Source organism: Duganella fentianensis (assembly GCF_964031615.1).
Classification (GTDB): domain Bacteria; phylum Pseudomonadota; class Gammaproteobacteria; order Burkholderiales; family Burkholderiaceae_D; genus Rugamonas; species Rugamonas fentianensis_A.
Genome location: NZ_CAXIQN010000022.1, coordinates 684,979 through 702,678 on the forward strand (window position 1 = coordinate 684,979; position 17,700 = coordinate 702,678).

Consider the following 17,700-nt stretch of genomic DNA (forward strand, 5'->3'; position numbering starts at 1 on the left):
CCGGCCGCAATCGCAAGCGCAAGCACAATCGCAATCGATATGGCGCTGGTGACGCGCGCGCGCCATGTGTGCCGCGCTTCCGGCCGTGCGCTGGTGGATGAACTGCAGGCGCAGACGGGACTGGAACCACGTCAGGTGGTGCAGGCGCTGGCCCAGCCGTTCGCCATGACAGTGCTGGAAACCGTGGATATGTTGGCCATGACGCCGGCCTTCGAACTGTTGCCGCTGTCGCAGGCGATGGCGCGTCACTGCGTGCTGCTGCGCGCGGCCGATGGCAGCGTGGTGGGCGTGATCGCCGATCCGTTCGATCTGGATCTGCAGACCTGGTTATCGACGCAGGCCCGTGCCACGCCGCAGGCGCCGCTGCCCACGCGGCTGGCGCTGCAGGCCGACATACAGGCATATCTCTCCAAGCAGGAGGAATCGGCGCGCGCCACCGATACGCTGCTGCCCGGCAGCAGTGAAGGGCGGCGCGATGGCAAGACGGCCGCCGTGCTGTCGTTCGCCTCTGTATCGGAGGCGGCCAGCCCTGCCGTGCGGCTGGTGAATTCCACGCTGTACGATGCGCTCAAAGCGGGCGCTTCCGACATTCACCTCGAAAGTACCGCTGGCGGGCTGGCAGTGAAATACCGCGTTGACGGCGTGCTCGATCACGCCACCGCCGTCAATGGTATCGATGTGGCCGAGCAGATCATCTCGCGCCTGAAAGTGCTGGCCGAACTGGATATCGCCGAACGCCGTGTGCCGCAGGATGGCAGCTTCCGTGTCGAAGCCAATGGCCGCGAAATTGATTTACGCGTCTCCATCATGCCGAGTATCCATGGCGAAGATGCGGTCATCCGGATTCTGGACAAGCGCGCCATGATCGAAGCCTATGGTTCGCTGACGCTGGAAGCGTTGGGCTTCGATGCGCCTTCGCTGGCCACGCTGCGCGTGCTGGCACAGGAAGCCTATGGCATGCTGCTGGTGACGGGGCCTACCGGTTCGGGCAAAACCACCACGCTGTACGCGGCGCTGACAGAGATCCATAACGGCCGCGAGAAAATCATTACCATCGAAGATCCGGTGGAGTACCAGTTACCGGGCATATTGCAGATTCCCGTCAACGAGAAAAAAGGCCTGACCTTTGCCAAGGGCTTGCGTTCGATACTGCGCCACGATCCGGACAAGATCATGGTGGGCGAAATCCGTGACCGCGAGACGGCCGAAATCGCCGTGCAGTCAGCGCTGACGGGCCACCTTGTGCTGACTACCGTGCACGCCAATAATGTGTTCGATGTATTTGGCCGGTTTACCCATATGGGCATCGATCCCTATGCCTTTGTGTCGGCACTGAATGGCATCTGGGCGCAGCGCCTGATCCGGATTAACTGCCCGCACTGCGCGGCGCCCTACACGCCGGACGATCATGAACTAGCTAGCGTGGGGCTGACGCGTAGTGAAGCCTATGACTACCGCTTCATGCAAGGCAAGGGTTGCGGTGATTGCCGTGGCACGGGCTATAAAGGCCGTCGCTCGATTGCGGAAATCCTCACGCTGAATGACGAAATCCGCGAACTGATCGTGGACAAACGGCCGATCCGCCAGATCAAGCAGGCCGCCTATGCGAACGGCACGCGCAGTCTGCGGCAGGCCGCGCTGGAACTGGTCAAACGTGGCGGCACCACGCTGACGGAAATTAAACGGGTGACCTTGCATGCGTAGAGCCTGGGGACAATCCTTACGCATAGGCGTAGCCGCGCATGGCGTCAGCCTGCTGCAGGAAAACCGCTGGCGCAACGCTGGTGTGAGCGTGCTTGCCGAGCATATGTGTTCGCCTTCGGCCGAGCATCCCTACGATGCCATTGCACAGGCGCTGCGTGCGCTGCTGGGCGAGCAGCAGCTGGCTGGCTGGCCGGTGCGGTTCGTGCTGGCCGATGAACTGGTCAGGTTATGGCGGGTAGAACCGCCTGCCGGGGCAGCCCGTCTGGCTGACCTGCAGGCCAGCGCGGGCTTGCGCTTCCAGTCGCTGTATGGCGAAGCGCCGTCGGGCTGGCAGATCGGTGCGGACTGGAACGCTACAGCGCCGTTCTTTGCGGCCGCGCTGCCGCGTGACTTGCTCACCGTGCTGCAGTTGCTGGCACAGGAGAGCGGGCTGCACATCGTCAGCATCGAACCGCAATTTATCGCCGCACTCAATTGCTGGCGCCGTGCTTTGCAGCCGGGCGCGTGGTTTGGCCAGATCCATGACGGTGTTCTGAGCATCGCTGCGCTGGAGCCAGACGCTTCGGCCATGCGCGCCATCCGTGTGTTGCCGCTGCCGGCGGGGCAGGGGGCGGATCTGCACTGGCTGGGCCAGACCCTGCAGCGCGAAGCGCTCCTGCTGGATATGGCGCCGCCGCAGTTGCTGCAGGTTTGCGGTGCAACGCCCGCCTTGTGGAGCAAGCCAGCTAGCCAGTCCGGCCAGATTGCCTGCGCAGTGCTTGATCACGCGCAGCAGGCTGGTGGGCCGGCCATGTCGCCACTGGCGCAACTGGCCCGTAGCGGGAGCGCACGATGAAATCGATAAAGATCGATTTTGCGGCAGGCAGTGTGCGGCGCACGCTGTTCCATACCCATCCGCTGGTCATGTTGCTGGCTGCTGCCGGTGTGCTGCTGTGTGCCTCGGCTGCTTACGCTAGCTGGCAAATAACACAGCAGCAGCGGCTGCGTGCCGCCGAACTGGAGCAGTTACGCCAGCGTGCTGCGGCACAGGCACAGGCACAGCGCCCGCGTGAAGTGGCACAGGTGGCGATTGCGCCAGCGCAGGCGCAGTTTGTGAATAGCGCAATCGGGCAGCTGAATCTGCCGTGGCGCGAGCTACAGGATGCCGTGCTGGCCGCTACGCCGCGCCAGATCGCTTTGCTGGCGCTGGAGCCTGAACCACGCAAGCAATTGCTCAAGTTGACGGCAGAGGCTAAGTCCAGTGACGACATGGTGGCGTATGTGGCGGCGCTGAAGCAGCAGGAGCTGTTCACCAGCGTCAGCTTGATGCGGCACGAAATTAACGAGCAGGATGCTAATCGTCCTCTGCGGTTTCAGGTGGAGGCTATATGGCTGGCGCGTTGAAGTCGCCCAAGCCGCTGCAGTCTTTGCAGCAGCTAGAGCTGGCGCCACTGGTGCTGCGGGGCCGGCTAGCGCTGGCACGTGCCGGTGTGCTGCCATGTCTGGCGGCGTTGCTGTTGCTGGCTGGTGTGGCGAGCTGGCTGTGGTTGTTACCGCAGCGTACCGCCGTGCAGCAGCAACTGGCGCAGCCATTGCCGCCCGTGGCGGCGCTGGTGGCGCCACCGCCTGCGCCATCTGCCAATCAGAATCTGGCTGATTTCTATGCTGTACTGGGGCCGCAACGCTACGCCGAGCAGCAGGTGAAAGTGCTATTCGATCTGGCGGCAAAAAACGGGCTGGTGCTGAATCAGGGCGAATACAAGACGGCGCGCGATGCGGCCAGCGGCGTGACCACCTACCAGATTATTTTGCCCGTTAAAGGCGGGTATCAGGCGATCTGGCAGTTTGCCATGCAGGCCCTGCGCGATATGCCATTTGCCGCGCTCGATGAGGTGGCATTCCGGCGGGAGAGCATTGCTGAGCCGGTAGTGGAAGCGCGCCTGCGTCTGACGCTATATCTGAAGGATGGTGGCGCATGAAGCCGTATCAGATTCTGATGGCGCTGGCGCTGGTAGGCGCGGCTGCGCTGCTGGTGTTCGGTGATTCCAGCCCCGATGGCGGGATCGCGGAAGCGGTGCAGCGTCCCCGTGCATTATCCGCTGCGGGCGCCAGTTCGGCGCCGGCGGGCAGTGTGTCGCAAGCTGCTGCGCCACAATCCACCGCAGCGGTGCCCGAGGCGGCGGTGCCCGTGGCTGGCAGTACCGCTGGCAGTGCCGCAGGCGTTGCACGTGCCAGCAAGGCGCAGCCCGGGGCGGCGATTCTGCGCCTGATCCCGCGCGCCGCGCTGGTGGGCGAAGCTGGCGAAGCCACTTTCGCGGCGGGTGAGGGCGTCTTCCACGGGCAGAACTGGAATCCGCCGCCGCCACCGCCGCCGCCCGTATCGAATGCGCCGCCACCGCCACCTATGGCGCCGCCCGTGCCGTTTACCGTGATAGGCAAGGCTCTGGCAGATGGGGTGTGGGAAGTCTATCTGGCCCGTGGCGACAAGACCTATGTGGCCCGTCCGCAAAGCACTATCGACGGCAGTTATCGCGTGGAGAAGATCACGCCGCCGACGATGTCGATGACCTACCTGCCTTTGAATCAGGTACAACAGATGAATATTGGAGCGCTCGACTGATGGCTAGTCACTTGAAAAATCTGGGCCGCCGTGCTGCCCTGCCTGCCATGCTGGCGGCTGCATTGAGCGGTTGCGCCGGTCAGATGGCGTATCGCGATGGCCGTGCACTGATAGCCGAAGACAAGATCGAGGCGGGCTTGCTCAAGTATCAGCAAGCCACGCTGGCCGATCCTAGCAATGCTCAATATCGGGCGGCCTATCTGCGCGAGCGCGAGCGGGCTACCCAGCGCCTGCTGGATCAGGCCGAGCGCCTGCGCGCCGACGGCAAGCCGCAACTGGCCGAGCAGAACTTGCTGCGGGTGCAGGGGCTAGACCCGCAAAACGAGCGTGCCCGCGCGGGACTGCGCCTGCTGGAGCGGGACGAGCGGCTGGCCAAACTGTTTGACGCCGCCAGCCAGCATCTGGGCCGCAACGAGCTGGAACTGGCCAAGCAGAAGCTCAATGCCATCCTCACCGAGCAGCCAGCCAACGAGAAAGCGCGACAGCTGCTGCGCGAATTGAGCGAGCGGCAAGCGCCAGCCAGCAGCGAAGCGGGGCTGGCTAAAGCATACAAGCAGGCGATTACCATCGAGTTCCGTGATGCGCCGCTCAAGCAGGTGTTCGATGTGATCTCGCGTCGCTCCGGATTGAACTTTGTATTCGATAAGGATGTGAAGCTGGATCAGCGCACCACCATCCTGCTGAAGAATAGTACGGTGGAATCGGCCATCTATTTCATGCTGCTGACCAACCAGCTGGAGCAGCAGGTGATGGATGCCAACACTATCCTGATCTTCCCCAATGTGGCAGCCAAGCTGAAGGAATATCAGGAGATGTCGGTCAAGACCTTCTTCATGGCGAATGCCGAAGCCAAGCAGGTGGCCAATACGCTCAAGACCATTCTCAAGACCCGTGACGTGGTGGTAGATGAAAAGCTTAATCTGCTGATCGTGCGCGATACGCCGGAAGCGATCCGTCTCGCCGAACGGCTGGTGGCCTTGCAGGATACGCCCGAACCGGAAGTGATGCTGGAAGTGGAAATTCTGGAAGTGAATCGCGGCAGTACCATGGATCTGGGCGTGGCCTGGCCTACATCAGTAGGGTTGACGCCTTTGTCGACGACGAGTGGCGCGGGGCTCACCATCCGCGACTTGAATAATCTGAATCAGCGCAGTATCGGCGTGAGCGGCGTCTCGGGCAGCCTGAATGCCAACACCAAGGATAACAATACCAATCTGCTGGCCAACCCGCGCATTCGCGTGCGTAACAAGGAAAAGGCTAGCATCGTCATCGGTGACAAGCTGCCGGTTATTACCACGACGGTCTCGTCTGGGGTGGGGGGCTTTGCCAGCGATTCTATCAGTCTGGTGGAAGTGGGCTTGAAGCTGAATGTGGAGCCTATCGTCTACCTGAACAACGAAGTGGCGATCCGCGTGGCGCTGGAAGTCAGCAATTTGACTGGCACCATCACCACCAAGAACGGCGGCACGGCCTATCAGATCGGCACCCGACAGGCTACCACCATGCTGCAGCTGAAGGATGGCGAGAATCAGGTGCTGGCAGGCCTGATCAATAGCGAGGAACGCGGCTCAGGTAACCATGTGCCGGGCTTCGGTGATCTGCCTGTGCTGGGGCGTCTGTTTGGTAACAAGCGCGACGATAATCAGAAGACGGAAATCGTGTTGTCGATTACGCCCCACCTGATACGCAATCTGCAGCGTCCGGAAGCTTCCATGTCCGAGTTCTCGGCAGGGACAGAAGCTAGTTTCCGTCGTCGTCCGGATTTCAGCGCGCGGCCACCTGTGATGCCGGCAGCACCCGTGCCGCAGCCATTGCCGGCGCCTGCACCTGCACCTGCACCTGCACCTCTGCCTGCTGCCGTGCCTGCGCCAGCGACGGCGGCAGCAGCCGATGCAGCCACGCTACCACAGGCTGGAGCGGTCAGCCTGCCAGCAGTGGCCGCGCCATTTGCTCCAGCTGCGACGGTGCCCACGCCCGCTGGACAGGATGAAATCGTTGCCCCTTCGCCGCTGCAACCGCGGCCCTGAGTCATGCCATGAAAGGCTTCACACTGATCGAATTGCTCGTGACGCTGGCGATACTGGGCCTGCTCAGTGCGCTGGCCGTGCCCACCGTGCAGGTGGTGGTGCAGCGTCGTCAGGAGCAGGAACTGCGTGAAGCACTACAACAGATCCGGCAGGGCATAGATGCCTATAAGCTGGCCTACGATCAGGGGCGGATTACCAAGATGCTAGGCGAGACCGGCTATCCTAAAACGCTGGAGTCGCTGGCGGCAGGGGTGACGGATATGCAGAATCCCGCGCATGCCAAGATCTACTTCTTGCGTCGCGTACCGCGCGATCCGTTCAATGCGGATACCAGTCTGAGCGATGCCCAGACCTGGGGCAAACGCAGTTATGCCAGCGAGCCGGACCAGCCGCGTGAAGGTAACGATGTCTATGACGTGTACAGCCTGAGCGAGAGAAGCGGGCTGAATGGCACCCCTTACAGGAAATGGTAACTATGCGTAGCCGAGGATTTACTTTGATCGAATTGCTGGTGGTGCTGGGCATCGTCGCCTTGATGCTCACGCTGGCTGTGCCACGGTTTTTCGGCGGCATCGATAAATCGAAGGAAGTGGTGCTGGCCGATAATCTACGCAATGTGCGGCAGGTGCTGGACCAGTATTACGGCGATACGGGGCGCTATCCCGATTCGCTTGAGCAACTGGTCGAGAAGAAGTATCTGCGCGCGCTGCCGGTAGATCCCGTCGCCGATAGTGACGCCAGCTGGATAATCGTGCCGCCGGAAGACGGAAGCAAGGGCGGGGTCTACAACATCCGTAGCGGTGCGCCGGGAAATGACCGGAATGGCAAGCCTTACGCGGACTGGTAATGTTTCCAAAAAAGCGTTCCAGCCAGTCTGGCTTCACCTACCTGAGCCTGATGATAGTGCTGGCGATCATAGGTCTGGTGACGGCGACGAGCATCAAGCTGGGTTCTGTGTTGCAGCGCAGCAAGGCGGAGCAGGAACTCTTAAATATCGGCATGGCCTTCAGTGATGCCTTGCAGAGTTATGCAGAGGCTACGCCGGCAGGTCAGTCCACTATGCCGGCAACGTTAGCCGATCTGCTGCGCGATCCACGCTTCCCTACACCTAAACGACACTTGCGCAAGATATTCGTCGATCCTGTGACTGGGCGTACAGAATGGGGGATAGTCTATGCAGGTGACAGGACGGGCGTGGTGGCGATCTATAGTTTGTCCAATGCACGTCCAGTGAAGATTAGTAATTTTCCACAGCGGTTTGCGGGTTTTGCAGGTGCTTTAAAGATATCTGACTGGAAATTTTCTGCTTCGTCCATGACAGGCTCAGCAGCGCCTAAACAGGAAATGCAATCAAAACCTGGCGAAAATGTCGCTCCAGCGCTACAAAGTGCAGAAAAATATAACGAGATCACCACTCAGGTGCAGGGTGAGCCTGGCGAGTCCCGCGAAAACGCCGATGTTCCCTCTGAAGAGTCACCGACGCCTCCTGTTTCTGAGAAAGTCTATTTGCCTTTACGTCAAGATTCTCACTAGTTCATTTCGGCTCCCGCACCAAAAAGGTGTGAAAAATGTTGCACTGCAGATCGGCTTTTCATACTGCGAAAATAGTTTCTCAAAAGAAAACTAAAATGGAATATTTACAATTGCTTTGCAACTTGTTATGATATGATCTGTTTCGTAGTACACCGATTAACTAATTTGTGGTCAGCGCAAGCGAAGCCACCATTCGTCTGATTAAGGAAATCACATGAAGTTCAAAACTATCGCTGCTGGCGCACTGCTGGCTGTTGCTTCGTTCGGCGCATATGCTGGCGACCAAACCATCGTAGTTAACACCGATGGCGAATCCTATTCCTGGAGCTCGGTTGTAGGTGATGGCATTCTGTCGGGTGGCAAAGACGTCATCAGCTTCACCTCGAATCTGTCGGGCTTTTTTGATGTAGCAATCAGCGTTACCGGTCAGAATCTGACTTTTGATGCTGCTACGAACCTGAACGGTATCGCCGCTGATCTGTCGCAATCGAGCAGCGGTAAGCTGAAGTTCGTTGGCGTAGAGCTGACCGGCAAGTCCCCATGGAAACTGGAACTGTTCGGTACTCCTACCGCTGGCAAAGTGGCTTCGTATGCTGGTACCTACAGCGTATCCGCTGTTCCAGAACCAACCACCTACGGCATGCTGGTAGGCGGCCTGGCACTGCTGGGCGCAGTTGCTCGTCGCAAAGCAAAAAAAGCAGCTTAATTTTTAGCTGACTTGGAAAAACCCGCTTCGGCGGGTTTTTTTTCGTCTATTGGAAATGACGTGCGAAGCGGGGTTGGGTGGAAGTGAGGAGTGATGTGCGCTGTTGGCGGCGCTGGTTCGTGGGGGTTTTTGGGATATTGGTTCAGGCGGAGGGTGGATGGCCGCAGGCGGCCACCCATCCGGTGGTTTGATTAGCGGGCGCTACGTTTGAAGTCGCGCAGGCGGAAACCCATTGCCAGTAGTGCGGTGAAATACACGCCAGCACAGCCGGCTATGACTAGCAGTAGAGCGCCGATACGCAGCAGGGTGTGGTGTTGCATACCCAGCCAGTTGACTTCGTGTGCGCCATACCATGCGGCCGCACCCATCATCACGCAGGCAATTGCCAGCTTCAGGCAGAACAGCGGCCAGCCCGGTTTCGGCATATAGATGCCACGTTTTCGCAGGCCGGCAAACAGGAAGCCAGCATTGATGCAGGCACCCAAGCCAATCGACAAGGCCAGACCGGCCACCTGCAGGTAGGGTACGAATATCCAGTTCATCAACTGCGTGGCAAGCAGCACACCGGTGGCGATCTTGACGGGCGTACGGATGTCCTGTCGCGCGTAGAACGCCGGTGCTAGCGTCTTCACCAGAATAATTCCCAGCAGGCCAGCGCTATACGCGATCAGTGGTCGCGCCGACTGTGTGGCGGCTTCGGCAGTGAATTTGCCGTAATGGAATAGGGTGGCGATCAGCGGTTCGGCCAGCATGGCCAGCCCTACAGCTGCCGGCAATGCTAGCAGGAAGGTCAGGCGCAGGCCCCAGTCCAGTAAGTCGGAGTATTCTTGCGGGTCGCCGTCCGATTGAGCTTTGGACAGGCTGGGCAACAGAATCGTGCCCAGCGCGACGCCCAGCAGAGCAGTGGGGAATTCCATCAGACGGTCGGCGTATGAGAGCCACGAAATACTGCCCTCGACTAAGCGCGAAGCGATGCTGGTATTGATCATCAGGCTGATCTGGGCAGCCGAAACCGCAAACACGGCGGGTGCCATTTTTTTCAGCACGCGGCGCACGCCGGGATCGCCGAGGCCGGCGGCAGGGTTCCACGACAGCGTCGGCAGCATGCCGATCTTGATCAGAGCGGGAATCTGGATGGCCACCTGCAGTATGCCGCCGATGAAGACGGCAATCGCCATGGCATAGATAGGCTGTTCCAGATGCGATTGCAGGAATAGCGAGGCTGAAATGAATGAGAGATTGAGCAGTACGGGCGTAAAAGCCGGTATCTTGAACTCGCGCCAGGTATTCAGTATGCCGCCAGCCAAGGCTACAAAGGCCATGAAACTAATATAGGGGAACATCAGGCGCGTCATCCAGACGGCGGCGTCGAAAGCGCCCGCTTGCTGGTCGAGGCCCGTGGCGATCAGGTAGACAAAGGCCGGGGCGCCGATGATGCCGATAGCACTGACGAATAGCGTGGCCCACACCAGTGTGTTGGCGACGTGGTCGGCTAGCGTTTTACTGGCTTCCTGCCCGTGTTGGTTCTTGTATTCGGATAGAATAGGCACGAACGCTTGCGAGAATGCACCCTCGGCAAACAGGCGGCGTAGCAGGTTGGGAATGCGAAACGCGACGATGAAGGCATCTGTATAGGCGCCGGCGCCAAAGGCACGGGCAAACAGGGTTTCACGCAACAGGCCGGTAACGCGCGACAGCATGGTCATGCTGGAGATGGCGGCTAGAGTTTTAAGCAAGTTCATGGGGCATGATTATAGTTGCTCCTGACGGAAAATATCGCTATAATCGCAGGCTGTACAAAATTCTGTTATGCAGACACTAATGTTTGGCAAGCAGTAGTTTGATCGGCAGATGCAATGAATTGCACCTGCTTGGCAAACAATAATGTTTGCAAACGCACCTTTACCCTGATTTAGGAAATTCCATGGCAAATACCGCACAAGCGCGCAAACGTGCTCGTCAAGCAGTTAAGCAAAACGCTCACAATTCGGCTCAGCGCTCGACCCTGCGTACCGCGATCAAAGCAGTTCGCAAAGCGATCCAAGCTGGTGACAAGGCTGCTGCTACGACTATCTTCCAATCGTCCGTGTCGACCATCGACAGCATCGCCGACAAGAAGATCATCCACAAAAACAAGGCTGCTCGTCATAAGAGCCGTCTGGCCGCTGCTCTGAAAGCACTGGCCGCTTAATTTCCCTCACGGGAAGTTAGCTGTTTTAAAAACCCGCACTAGCCACTGGCTAGTGCGGGTTTTTGCGCTTGCGCGCTCAGGTGTTCAGGTCCTTGGGTGCAACTTCCATCCATTCGCCCGGCATCAGCGGATGGGTCGCCAGCGAGATACCGCCGATGGCCGTGCGCACCAGTCGCAGCGTGGGCAGACCCACGGCCGCCGTCATGCGCCGTACTTGCCGATTTTTTCCTTCCTGCAGTGTGATTGCCAGCCAGCTGGTGGGCTGCCCGGCCCGTTCGCGGATGGGCGGGTTGCGCGGCCATAGCCACTCCGGCGCTTCGATCTGCACGGCTTTGCATGGTTTGGTCACGAAATCGCCCAGATCAAGCGGCGCCTGCAGTTTTGCCAGACTGGCTGCATCCGGCACGCCTTCCACCTGCACGATATACACCTTGGCTTCCTTGTGGTCGGGGTGGGCGATCATGTGCTGCAGCTTGCCGTCATCCGTGAGCAGCATCAAGCCTTCGCTGTCGGCATCGAGCCGGCCGGCAGGGTAGATGTTGGGGATGGTGAGGTGGTCGGCCAGCGTGGCACGGCCATCCTGTGGTGAGAACTGACACAGTACTTGGAAAGGTTTGTTAAATAGAATGAGAGACATACTTTTCTTGGGGTGTTTTTGGTGTAGGCTTATTGGCCAGTATCTGAAAAACCGTAGCGCCTAGTAAAATACTCGTGCATAATGTGAAACGCCCGTCTTATGTCTTATAGAAGACTTCGGACAAATGTACCAACGTGCAACTAATTCCTGCCTGATAGCAGCTTGCTGCTAGTCTAGCGTCCACTTCGGAGATCACGATGTATCAACATATCAAAGTACCTGCCGACGGCCAGAAAATCACCGTCAATGCCGATTTTTCCCTGAATGTACCAGATAATCCTATCGTTCCGTACATCGAAGGTGACGGTACCGGCGTCGACATCAGCCCAGTCATGATCAAAGTGATCGATGCTGCTGTGGCCAAAGCTTACGCTGGCAAGCGCAAGATCAGCTGGATGGAAATCTACGCTGGCGAAAAATCGACCAATGTGTACGGTCCGGACGTATGGCTGCCAGAAGAAACTCTGACGGTACTGAAAGACTACGTGGTTTCCATTAAAGGCCCTCTGACCACCCCGGTTGGTGGCGGCATCCGTTCGCTGAACGTGGCCCTGCGTCAGCAGCTGGACCTGTACGTCTGCCTGCGCCCAGTGCGTTACTTCACCGGCGTGCCTTCGCCAGTGAAAGAGCCAGAGAAGACCGACATGGTCATCTTCCGTGAAAACTCGGAAGACATCTACGCCGGTATCGAATACCAGCAAGGTTCGGAAGGCGCCAAGAAACTGATGGACTTCCTGATCAAGGAAATGGGCGTTACCAAGATCCGCTTCCCAGAGACCTCGGGTCTGGGCATCAAGCCAGTGTCGAAAGAAGGCACCCAGCGTCTGGTACGCAAAGCGATCCAGTACGCGATCGACAATGACAAGCCATCCGTGACCATCGTTCACAAAGGCAACATCATGAAGTACACCGAAGGTGGCTTCCGTGACTGGGCTTACGAACTGGCACAAACCGAATTCGGTGCAGAACTGATCGACGGCGGCCCATGGTGCAAATTCAAGAATCCTAAGACCGGCAAAGACATCATCGTCAAGGATTCGATCGCTGACGCGTTCCTGCAACAGATCCTGCTGCGTCCAGCAGAGTACAGCGTAATCGCTACCCTGAACCTGAACGGCGACTACATCTCCGACGCACTGGCAGCACAAGTGGGCGGTATCGGTATCGCTCCAGGCGCCAACCTGTCGGATTCCGTAGCAATGTTCGAAGCCACCCACGGCACCGCACCTAAGTACGCAGGCAAGGACTATGTGAACCCAGGTTCGCTGATCCTGTCGGCTGAAATGATGCTGCGTCACATGGGCTGGGTTGAAGCTGCTGACCTGATCATCTCGTCGATGGAAAAATCGATCGACTCGAAGAAAGTCACCTACGACTTCGCCCGCCTGATGGAAGGCGCAACCCAGGTTTCGTGCTCGGGCTTCGGCGACGTGATGATCGCCAACATGTAATTCATGCATTAGCATAGAGGGCCCGCTTCAGCGATGAAGCGGGCTTTTTTATTTCCGTACGGAGAAGGTGGATGGCGCAGCAGGGGCAGCAGGGGTGGCAGGGGCAGCAGGCCGGAGCGCCGCAGTCACGGGCGCAGCAACAAGCTGCGCTGGCGCCTACGTTCTGGCAGGCCGTACGTTACTGGTGGCTGCTGGGCTGCATCAGTTTCGGCGGGCCGGCGGGACAGATCGCGCTCATGCATCAGGAGTTGGTAGAGCGGCGCCGCTGGATCTCGGAGCGGCGCTTTCTGCATGCGCTGAACTACTGCATGACCTTGCCCGGCCCCGAAGCGCAGCAACTGGCCACCTACATCGGCTGGCTGCTGCACCGTACCCGTGGCGGCGTGGTGGCCGGCGTGCTGTTCGTACTGCCTTCGCTATTGCTACTGATAGTGCTGTCGTGGCTGTACGCCGCCTATGGCCATCTGCCGCTGCTGGCGGGCATGCTATACGGAATCAAGCCCGCAGTGACGGCCATCGTGCTGCAGGCTGCCCACCGCATCGGCAAGCGTACGCTGCGCAACGGCTGGCTATGGAGTATTGCGGCAGCCGCGTTTGTGGCCATCTTCGCGCTGCACTTGCCTTTTCCGCTGATTATCGGGCTCGCTGCGCTGGCGGGCTATCTGGGCGGGCGCTGGCGTCCGGCCGCGTTCAGTATGGCGGGCCATGGCAGCGCAGCGGTACGGCACTATGGCGCGGCCGTGATCGATGATGCTACGCCACCGCCGCCGCATGCAGAGTTCCGCTGGTCGCGTCTGCTGAGCGTGCTGGCCTGCGGCCTGCTGCTATGGCTGTTGCCTATGTCCGCGCTGACGCTGCTGCTGGGCTGGCAGCATACACTGACCCAGATGGGCTGGTTCTTCACCAAAGCAGCGCTGCTGACCTTTGGTGGCGCCTATGCCGTCCTGCCGTATGTGTATCAGGGCGCCATCATGCAATACGGCTGGCTGCAGCCGGCGCAGATGATGGACGGGCTGGCGCTGGGCGAAACCACGCCGGGCCCGCTGATCATGGTGGTGACGTTTGTCGGCTTTATAGGCGCCTATGGACAGGCGCTCACGGGGCCTTATCCGGCATGGCTGGCTGGCACGGTTGCAGCGCTGCTGGTGACATGGTTCACCTTCCTGCCGTCGTTTATCTTCATACTGGCCGGCGGGCCGCTGGTGGAGGCGACGCGCGATGATCTGAAGCTGACTGCGCCTTTGACAGGGATCACAGCTGCCGTCGTGGGCGTGATCGCCAATCTGGCACTGTTCTTCGGATACAACGTTTTATGGCCGCAGGGTGGGGCGGGTGCGCTTGATCTGACCGCAGCCGGGATTGCCATTGTGGCGGCAATCGCACTGATACGCTATCAGCAGAAAGTGCATAAAGTAATCATTTTCTGTGCTGTGGCAGGGTTGCTTCGCGGATACTTTTTGTAGGGCTGCTACAACAGTGCTGCACAACTCGGGACGAAAAAAAACCTCGCGCTGCGAGGTTTTTCACATCTGCTGCTTAAGAAATTAAGCCGATTGGATGTTGGAAGCTTGCTTGCCTTTAGGGCCTTGCGTGACTTCGAATTGAACTTTTTGACCTTCTTTGAGGGTCTTAAAACCGTTCATGTTGATTGCGGAGAAGTGAGCGAACAAATCTTCGCCGCCGTCATCAGGAGTGATGAAGCCAAAACCTTTGGAATCATTGAACCACTTAACAGTACCTGTTGCCATAAAAAGAACTTTCAAAATTAAAACGGATCACACGAGCCATAAAAGCAAGAAGCTTCTTGCCCCCTCCTCACGCCTCACTTCTTATCAACATGTACATTTCTGCACGCAGCCGATAACGCATTGTTAGCGTAGCAAATTCTAATGTCAAGCATATTTGTATCCATTTTGCTACTTTGAATTAAATTGGTGAAAATGCAACTCTTGAATTTGGAATAGAGGGAGCCATCTGCGACAAGTCGAGAAAACGCGTAAGATGGAAACTATGGACACAGCACTGTGAAATCACATTGCAACAAGACTGAAAGCATTAGAATATAAGCGTATGGCAACCAAGCATGACACCGAAGCGCTTTTAGAGCGGCAGGCCCTGAAACCGCCGTCGCTATATCAGGTAGCGCTGCTGAACGATGACTACACCCCGATGGAGTTCGTGGTGGCCATCATTCAGGAGTATTTCAATAAAGACCGGGAAACGGCCACGCAAATCATGCTCAGTGTGCATCAGCACGGTAAAGGTGTGTGTGGCGTATATTCCAAAGACGTCGCCAGTACCAAAGTGGAGTTTGTTTTAACGCACGCACGCAAGGCAGGCCATCCCCTGCAATGTGTGATGGAGGAAGTATGATTGCGCAGGAATTAGAAGTAAGTTTGCACATGGCGTTTGTCGAGGCACGGCAGGCACGGCACGAATTCATCACGGTCGAGCACTTGCTGCTGGCTTTGCTGGACAACCCTTCGGCTGCCGAAGTGTTGCGCGCCTGCGCCGTCAATATTGAAGACCTGCGCAAAACGCTTACCAATTTCATCGGTGATAACACCCCGACCGTGCCCGGCACGGGTGAAGTGGATACCCAGCCCACGCTGGGCTTCCAGCGCGTGATCCAGCGCGCCATCATGCATGTGCAGTCGGCTTCCAACGGCAAGAAAGAAGTGACGGGCGCGAACGTGCTGGTGGCCATCTTCGGCGAAAAGGATTCGCACGCCGTGTACTACCTGCACCAGCAGGGCGTGACTCGCCTGGACGTGGTCAATTACATCTCGCACGGTGTGCGCAAGGATCAGCAGGGCGAACCGGCCAAAGCTTCGGAAGGTGGCGAGGAAGGCACGCCTAGCGGCGAAGGCCAGCCTAAGGAAAGCCCGCTCGACCAGTACACTCAGAATCTGAACAAGGCCGCTGCCGAAGGCAAGATCGACCCGCTGATTGGCCGCGAAGAGGAGGTGGATCGCGTGATCCAGATCCTGTGCCGTCGTCGCAAAAACAACCCGCTGCTGGTGGGCGAAGCCGGTGTGGGCAAGACCGCGATTGCCGAAGGTCTGGCCTACCGCATCACCCAGAGCGATGTGCCGGAAATTCTGCAGAATGCCGTGGTGTATTCGCTCGACATGGGCGCGCTGCTGGCCGGTACCAAATACCGTGGCGATTTCGAGCAGCGTCTGAAAGCCGTGCTGAAACAGCTCAAGGATAATCCCAACGGCATCCTGTTCATCGACGAGATCCACACCATTATCGGTGCCGGTTCGGCCTCCGGTGGCACGCTCGATGCGTCCAACCTGCTCAAGCCAGCACTGGCGAATGGCCAGCTGAAATGCGTGGGCGCGACCACCTACACGGAATTCCGTGGCGTGTTCGAGAAAGACCATGCGCTGAGCCGTCGCTTCCAGAAGGTTGATGTGAATGAGCCTACCGTGGAGCAGACCGTGCAGATTCTGCGTGGCCTGAAGTCGCGCTTCGAAGAACACCATGGCGTGAAGTATTCCGCTTCGGCGCTGTCCACCGCGGCCGAACTGGCAGCGCGCTTCATCAATGACCGTCATCTGCCGGATAAGGCCATCGACGTAATCGACGAAGCCGGTGCAGCGCAGCGCATCCTGCCGAAATCGAAGCAGAAGAAAACTATCGGCAAATCCGAGATCGAAGACATCATCTCCAAGATCGCGCGGATACCGCCGCAGACCGTCAATCAGGACGACCGCAGCAAGCTGCAGACCATCGACCGCGACCTGCGCAACGTGGTGTTTGGTCAGGACCCTGCGATCGAAGCGCTGTCGTCGGCTATCAAGATGGCCCGTGCCGGTCTGGGTAAAACGGACAAGCCTATCGGTTCCTTCCTGTTCTCCGGTCCTACCGGCGTGGGTAAAACCGAAGTGGCGAAGCAGCTGGCCTTCATTCTGGGCATCGAACTGATCCGCTTCGACATGTCCGAATACATGGAGCGTCATGCAGTGAGCCGTCTGATCGGCGCGCCACCGGGTTATGTTGGTTTCGACCAAGGCGGTCTGCTGACGGAAGCCATCACCAAGAAACCGCATGCGGTGCTGCTGCTGGACGAGATCGAAAAAGCCCATCCGGACATCTTCAACATCCTGCTGCAAGTGATGGACCATGGCACGCTGACGGACAACAACGGCCGCAAAGCCGACTTCCGCAACGTGATCATCATCATGACCACCAATGCTGGCGCCGAAAGTCTGCAGAAGGCTTCGATCGGCTTCACCACGGCCAAGCAGGCGGGCGACGAGATGGCGGACATCAAGCGCATGTTCACACCGGAGTTCCGCAATCGTATCGACGCCACGATCAGCTTCCGTCCGCTGGATGAGGAAATCATCCTGCGTGTGGTCGACAAGTTCCTGATCCAGCTGGAAGAACAGCTGCACGAGAAGAAAGTAGAAGCCGTATTCACCGAGAACCTGCGCAAGTTCCTCGGCAAGAAAGGCTTCGATCCGCTGATGGGCGCACGCCCGATGGCGCGTCTGATCCAGGACATGATCCGCAAAGCGCTGGCCGACGAACTGCTGTTTGGTCGACTGGTAACGGGCGGCCGCGTCACAGTCGATCTGGACGAGAAAGATCAGGTCAAACTGGAGTTCCCGGAACCGCCGGATGCCGCACCAAGCACACCACCGGAAACGGTCGAAGTGGAATAAGGAAATCGGGGCTATGCCCCGATTTTTTTACCAACAGCCGGCAGCCGGGGTCACAGCCGGGGTCAGGTCGGGCAAAGTGCAGGTGTCAGGTCGGGCATTGGTGCACAGTCTGCTCAAACCGTAGCGGGCTCTGCGCCAATGCCCGACCTGACACCTGCATAATGCCCGACCTGACC

At 58.6% G+C, this 17,700-nt stretch carries 18 protein-coding genes; 15 read left to right on the plus strand and 3 right to left on the minus strand.

Annotation, left to right across the window (positions count from 1 at the left end; genetic code table 11):
- Positions 1-39 precede the first annotated feature (39 nt).
- The 10 genes from ABNT42_RS20230 (at position 40) to ABNT42_RS20275 (ending at position 8,569) form a co-directional block, all read left to right on the plus strand.
- Entirely contained in the window at positions 40-1,704 is a 1,665-nt protein-coding gene (locus tag ABNT42_RS20230) for a GspE/PulE family protein (RefSeq protein WP_348700138.1), read from the plus strand.
- Positions 1,697-2,539 (plus strand): hypothetical protein, encoded by an 843-nt coding sequence (locus ABNT42_RS20235; RefSeq protein WP_348700031.1) that lies wholly within the window; start codon positions 1,697-1,699, stop codon positions 2,537-2,539. Before ABNT42_RS20230 ends, ABNT42_RS20235 begins: the two co-directional genes overlap by 8 nt.
- Positions 2,536-3,087, plus strand: coding sequence for a hypothetical protein (locus tag ABNT42_RS20240; protein ID WP_348700033.1), 552 nt, complete (start codon positions 2,536-2,538; stop codon positions 3,085-3,087). The genes ABNT42_RS20235 and ABNT42_RS20240 overlap by 4 nt, the downstream gene beginning before the upstream one ends.
- On the plus strand, positions 3,072-3,662 hold the full coding sequence (locus ABNT42_RS20245; RefSeq protein WP_348700035.1) for a hypothetical protein: 591 nt from the start codon (positions 3,072-3,074) through the stop codon (positions 3,660-3,662). The genes ABNT42_RS20240 and ABNT42_RS20245 overlap by 16 nt, the downstream gene beginning before the upstream one ends.
- Entirely contained in the window at positions 3,659-4,303 is a 645-nt protein-coding gene (locus tag ABNT42_RS20250; RefSeq protein ID WP_348700036.1) for a hypothetical protein, read from the plus strand. The genes ABNT42_RS20245 and ABNT42_RS20250 overlap by 4 nt, the downstream gene beginning before the upstream one ends.
- A complete protein-coding gene (locus tag ABNT42_RS20255) occupies positions 4,303-6,330 on the plus strand; it encodes a secretin N-terminal domain-containing protein (RefSeq protein WP_348700037.1) in 2,028 nt (675 codons plus the stop codon). The genes ABNT42_RS20250 and ABNT42_RS20255 overlap by 1 nt, the downstream gene beginning before the upstream one ends.
- A gap of 8 nt (positions 6,331-6,338) precedes the next feature.
- On the plus strand, positions 6,339-6,803 hold the full coding sequence (locus ABNT42_RS20260; RefSeq protein ID WP_348700039.1) for a type II secretion system protein: 465 nt from the start codon (positions 6,339-6,341) through the stop codon (positions 6,801-6,803).
- Positions 6,797-7,177: a type II secretion system protein gene (locus tag ABNT42_RS20265; RefSeq protein ID WP_348700041.1), complete on the plus strand. Its 381-nt coding sequence runs from the start codon at positions 6,797-6,799 to the stop codon at positions 7,175-7,177. The genes ABNT42_RS20260 and ABNT42_RS20265 overlap by 7 nt, the downstream gene beginning before the upstream one ends.
- Positions 7,177-7,863, plus strand: coding sequence for a type II secretion system protein (locus tag ABNT42_RS20270; protein ID WP_348700043.1), 687 nt, complete (start codon positions 7,177-7,179; stop codon positions 7,861-7,863). The genes ABNT42_RS20265 and ABNT42_RS20270 overlap by 1 nt, the downstream gene beginning before the upstream one ends.
- Before the next feature lie 214 nt (positions 7,864-8,077).
- Positions 8,078-8,569: an FxDxF family PEP-CTERM protein gene (locus ABNT42_RS20275; protein ID WP_348700045.1), complete on the plus strand. Its 492-nt coding sequence runs from the start codon at positions 8,078-8,080 to the stop codon at positions 8,567-8,569.
- 191 nt (positions 8,570-8,760) lie between these two features.
- Here the strand turns inward: ABNT42_RS20275 and murJ are convergent, their stop codons facing one another.
- A complete protein-coding gene (murJ, locus tag ABNT42_RS20280; protein ID WP_348700046.1) occupies positions 8,761-10,311 on the minus strand; it encodes a murein biosynthesis integral membrane protein MurJ in 1,551 nt (516 codons plus the stop codon).
- 182 nt (positions 10,312-10,493) lie between these two features.
- Between murJ and rpsT the strand changes: the two genes are divergently transcribed.
- Entirely contained in the window at positions 10,494-10,760 is a 267-nt protein-coding gene (gene rpsT / locus ABNT42_RS20285) for a 30S ribosomal protein S20 (RefSeq protein WP_154359505.1), read from the plus strand.
- Between the two features lie 76 nt (positions 10,761-10,836).
- On the opposite strand, the gene ABNT42_RS20290 is transcribed toward rpsT, so the two are convergent.
- On the minus strand, positions 10,837-11,397 hold the full coding sequence (locus ABNT42_RS20290; RefSeq protein ID WP_348700048.1) for a pseudouridine synthase: 561 nt from the start codon (positions 11,395-11,397) through the stop codon (positions 10,837-10,839).
- 197 nt (positions 11,398-11,594) lie between these two features.
- On the opposite strand from ABNT42_RS20290, the gene icd reads away from it, so the two are divergent.
- Together icd and chrA are read left to right on the plus strand one after the other, a co-directional pair.
- Positions 11,595-12,848, plus strand: a complete 1,254-nt coding sequence (gene icd, locus ABNT42_RS20295) for an NADP-dependent isocitrate dehydrogenase (protein WP_155434754.1) — start codon at positions 11,595-11,597, stop codon at positions 12,846-12,848.
- A 71-nt stretch (positions 12,849-12,919) separates the two neighbouring features.
- Positions 12,920-14,311: a chromate efflux transporter gene (gene chrA / locus ABNT42_RS20300; RefSeq protein WP_348700050.1), complete on the plus strand. Its 1,392-nt coding sequence runs from the start codon at positions 12,920-12,922 to the stop codon at positions 14,309-14,311.
- A gap of 81 nt (positions 14,312-14,392) precedes the next feature.
- Here the strand turns inward: chrA and ABNT42_RS20305 are convergent, their stop codons facing one another.
- Positions 14,393-14,596: a cold-shock protein gene (locus tag ABNT42_RS20305; protein WP_008446468.1), complete on the minus strand. Its 204-nt coding sequence runs from the start codon at positions 14,594-14,596 to the stop codon at positions 14,393-14,395.
- Between the two features lie 322 nt (positions 14,597-14,918).
- Here ABNT42_RS20305 and clpS point away from each other — a divergent pair, with 322 nt between their 5' ends.
- Together clpS and clpA are read left to right on the plus strand one after the other, a co-directional pair.
- Positions 14,919-15,221: an ATP-dependent Clp protease adapter ClpS gene (gene clpS / locus ABNT42_RS20310; protein WP_348700052.1), complete on the plus strand. Its 303-nt coding sequence runs from the start codon at positions 14,919-14,921 to the stop codon at positions 15,219-15,221.
- Positions 15,218-17,524: an ATP-dependent Clp protease ATP-binding subunit ClpA gene (gene clpA / locus ABNT42_RS20315; protein WP_348700054.1), complete on the plus strand. Its 2,307-nt coding sequence runs from the start codon at positions 15,218-15,220 to the stop codon at positions 17,522-17,524. The genes clpS and clpA overlap by 4 nt, the downstream gene beginning before the upstream one ends.
- Positions 17,525-17,700: the final 176 nt, after the last annotated feature.

Bases quoted from the DNA above. Each gene is read 5' to 3' on its own strand.
- ABNT42_RS20260 (WP_348700039.1), top strand. From the start codon at position 6,339: ATGAAAGGCTTCACACTGATCGAATTGCTCGTGACGCTGGCGATACTG.
- ABNT42_RS20270 (WP_348700043.1), top strand. From the start codon at position 7,177: ATGTTTCCAAAAAAGCGTTCCAGCCAGTCTGGCTTCACCTACCTGAGC.
- chrA (WP_348700050.1), top strand. From the start codon at position 12,920: ATGGCGCAGCAGGGGCAGCAGGGGTGGCAGGGGCAGCAGGCCGGAGCG.
- clpA (WP_348700054.1), top strand. From the start codon at position 15,218: ATGATTGCGCAGGAATTAGAAGTAAGTTTGCACATGGCGTTTGTCGAG.
- ABNT42_RS20245 (WP_348700035.1), top strand. From the start codon at position 3,072: ATGGCTGGCGCGTTGAAGTCGCCCAAGCCGCTGCAGTCTTTGCAGCAG.
- ABNT42_RS20265 (WP_348700041.1), top strand. From the start codon at position 6,797: ATGGTAACTATGCGTAGCCGAGGATTTACTTTGATCGAATTGCTGGTG.
- ABNT42_RS20250 (WP_348700036.1), top strand. From the start codon at position 3,659: ATGAAGCCGTATCAGATTCTGATGGCGCTGGCGCTGGTAGGCGCGGCT.
- murJ (WP_348700046.1), bottom strand. From the start codon at position 10,311: ATGAACTTGCTTAAAACTCTAGCCGCCATCTCCAGCATGACCATGCTG.
- ABNT42_RS20290 (WP_348700048.1), bottom strand. From the start codon at position 11,397: ATGTCTCTCATTCTATTTAACAAACCTTTCCAAGTACTGTGTCAGTTC.
- ABNT42_RS20230 (WP_348700138.1), top strand. From the start codon at position 40: ATGGCGCTGGTGACGCGCGCGCGCCATGTGTGCCGCGCTTCCGGCCGT.
- ABNT42_RS20240 (WP_348700033.1), top strand. From the start codon at position 2,536: ATGAAATCGATAAAGATCGATTTTGCGGCAGGCAGTGTGCGGCGCACG.
- clpS (WP_348700052.1), top strand. From the start codon at position 14,919: ATGGCAACCAAGCATGACACCGAAGCGCTTTTAGAGCGGCAGGCCCTG.
- rpsT (WP_154359505.1), top strand. From the start codon at position 10,494: ATGGCAAATACCGCACAAGCGCGCAAACGTGCTCGTCAAGCAGTTAAG.
- ABNT42_RS20275 (WP_348700045.1), top strand. From the start codon at position 8,078: ATGAAGTTCAAAACTATCGCTGCTGGCGCACTGCTGGCTGTTGCTTCG.
- ABNT42_RS20235 (WP_348700031.1), top strand. From the start codon at position 1,697: ATGCGTAGAGCCTGGGGACAATCCTTACGCATAGGCGTAGCCGCGCAT.
- icd (WP_155434754.1), top strand. From the start codon at position 11,595: ATGTATCAACATATCAAAGTACCTGCCGACGGCCAGAAAATCACCGTC.
- ABNT42_RS20255 (WP_348700037.1), top strand. From the start codon at position 4,303: ATGGCTAGTCACTTGAAAAATCTGGGCCGCCGTGCTGCCCTGCCTGCC.
- ABNT42_RS20305 (WP_008446468.1), bottom strand. From the start codon at position 14,596: ATGGCAACAGGTACTGTTAAGTGGTTCAATGATTCCAAAGGTTTTGGC.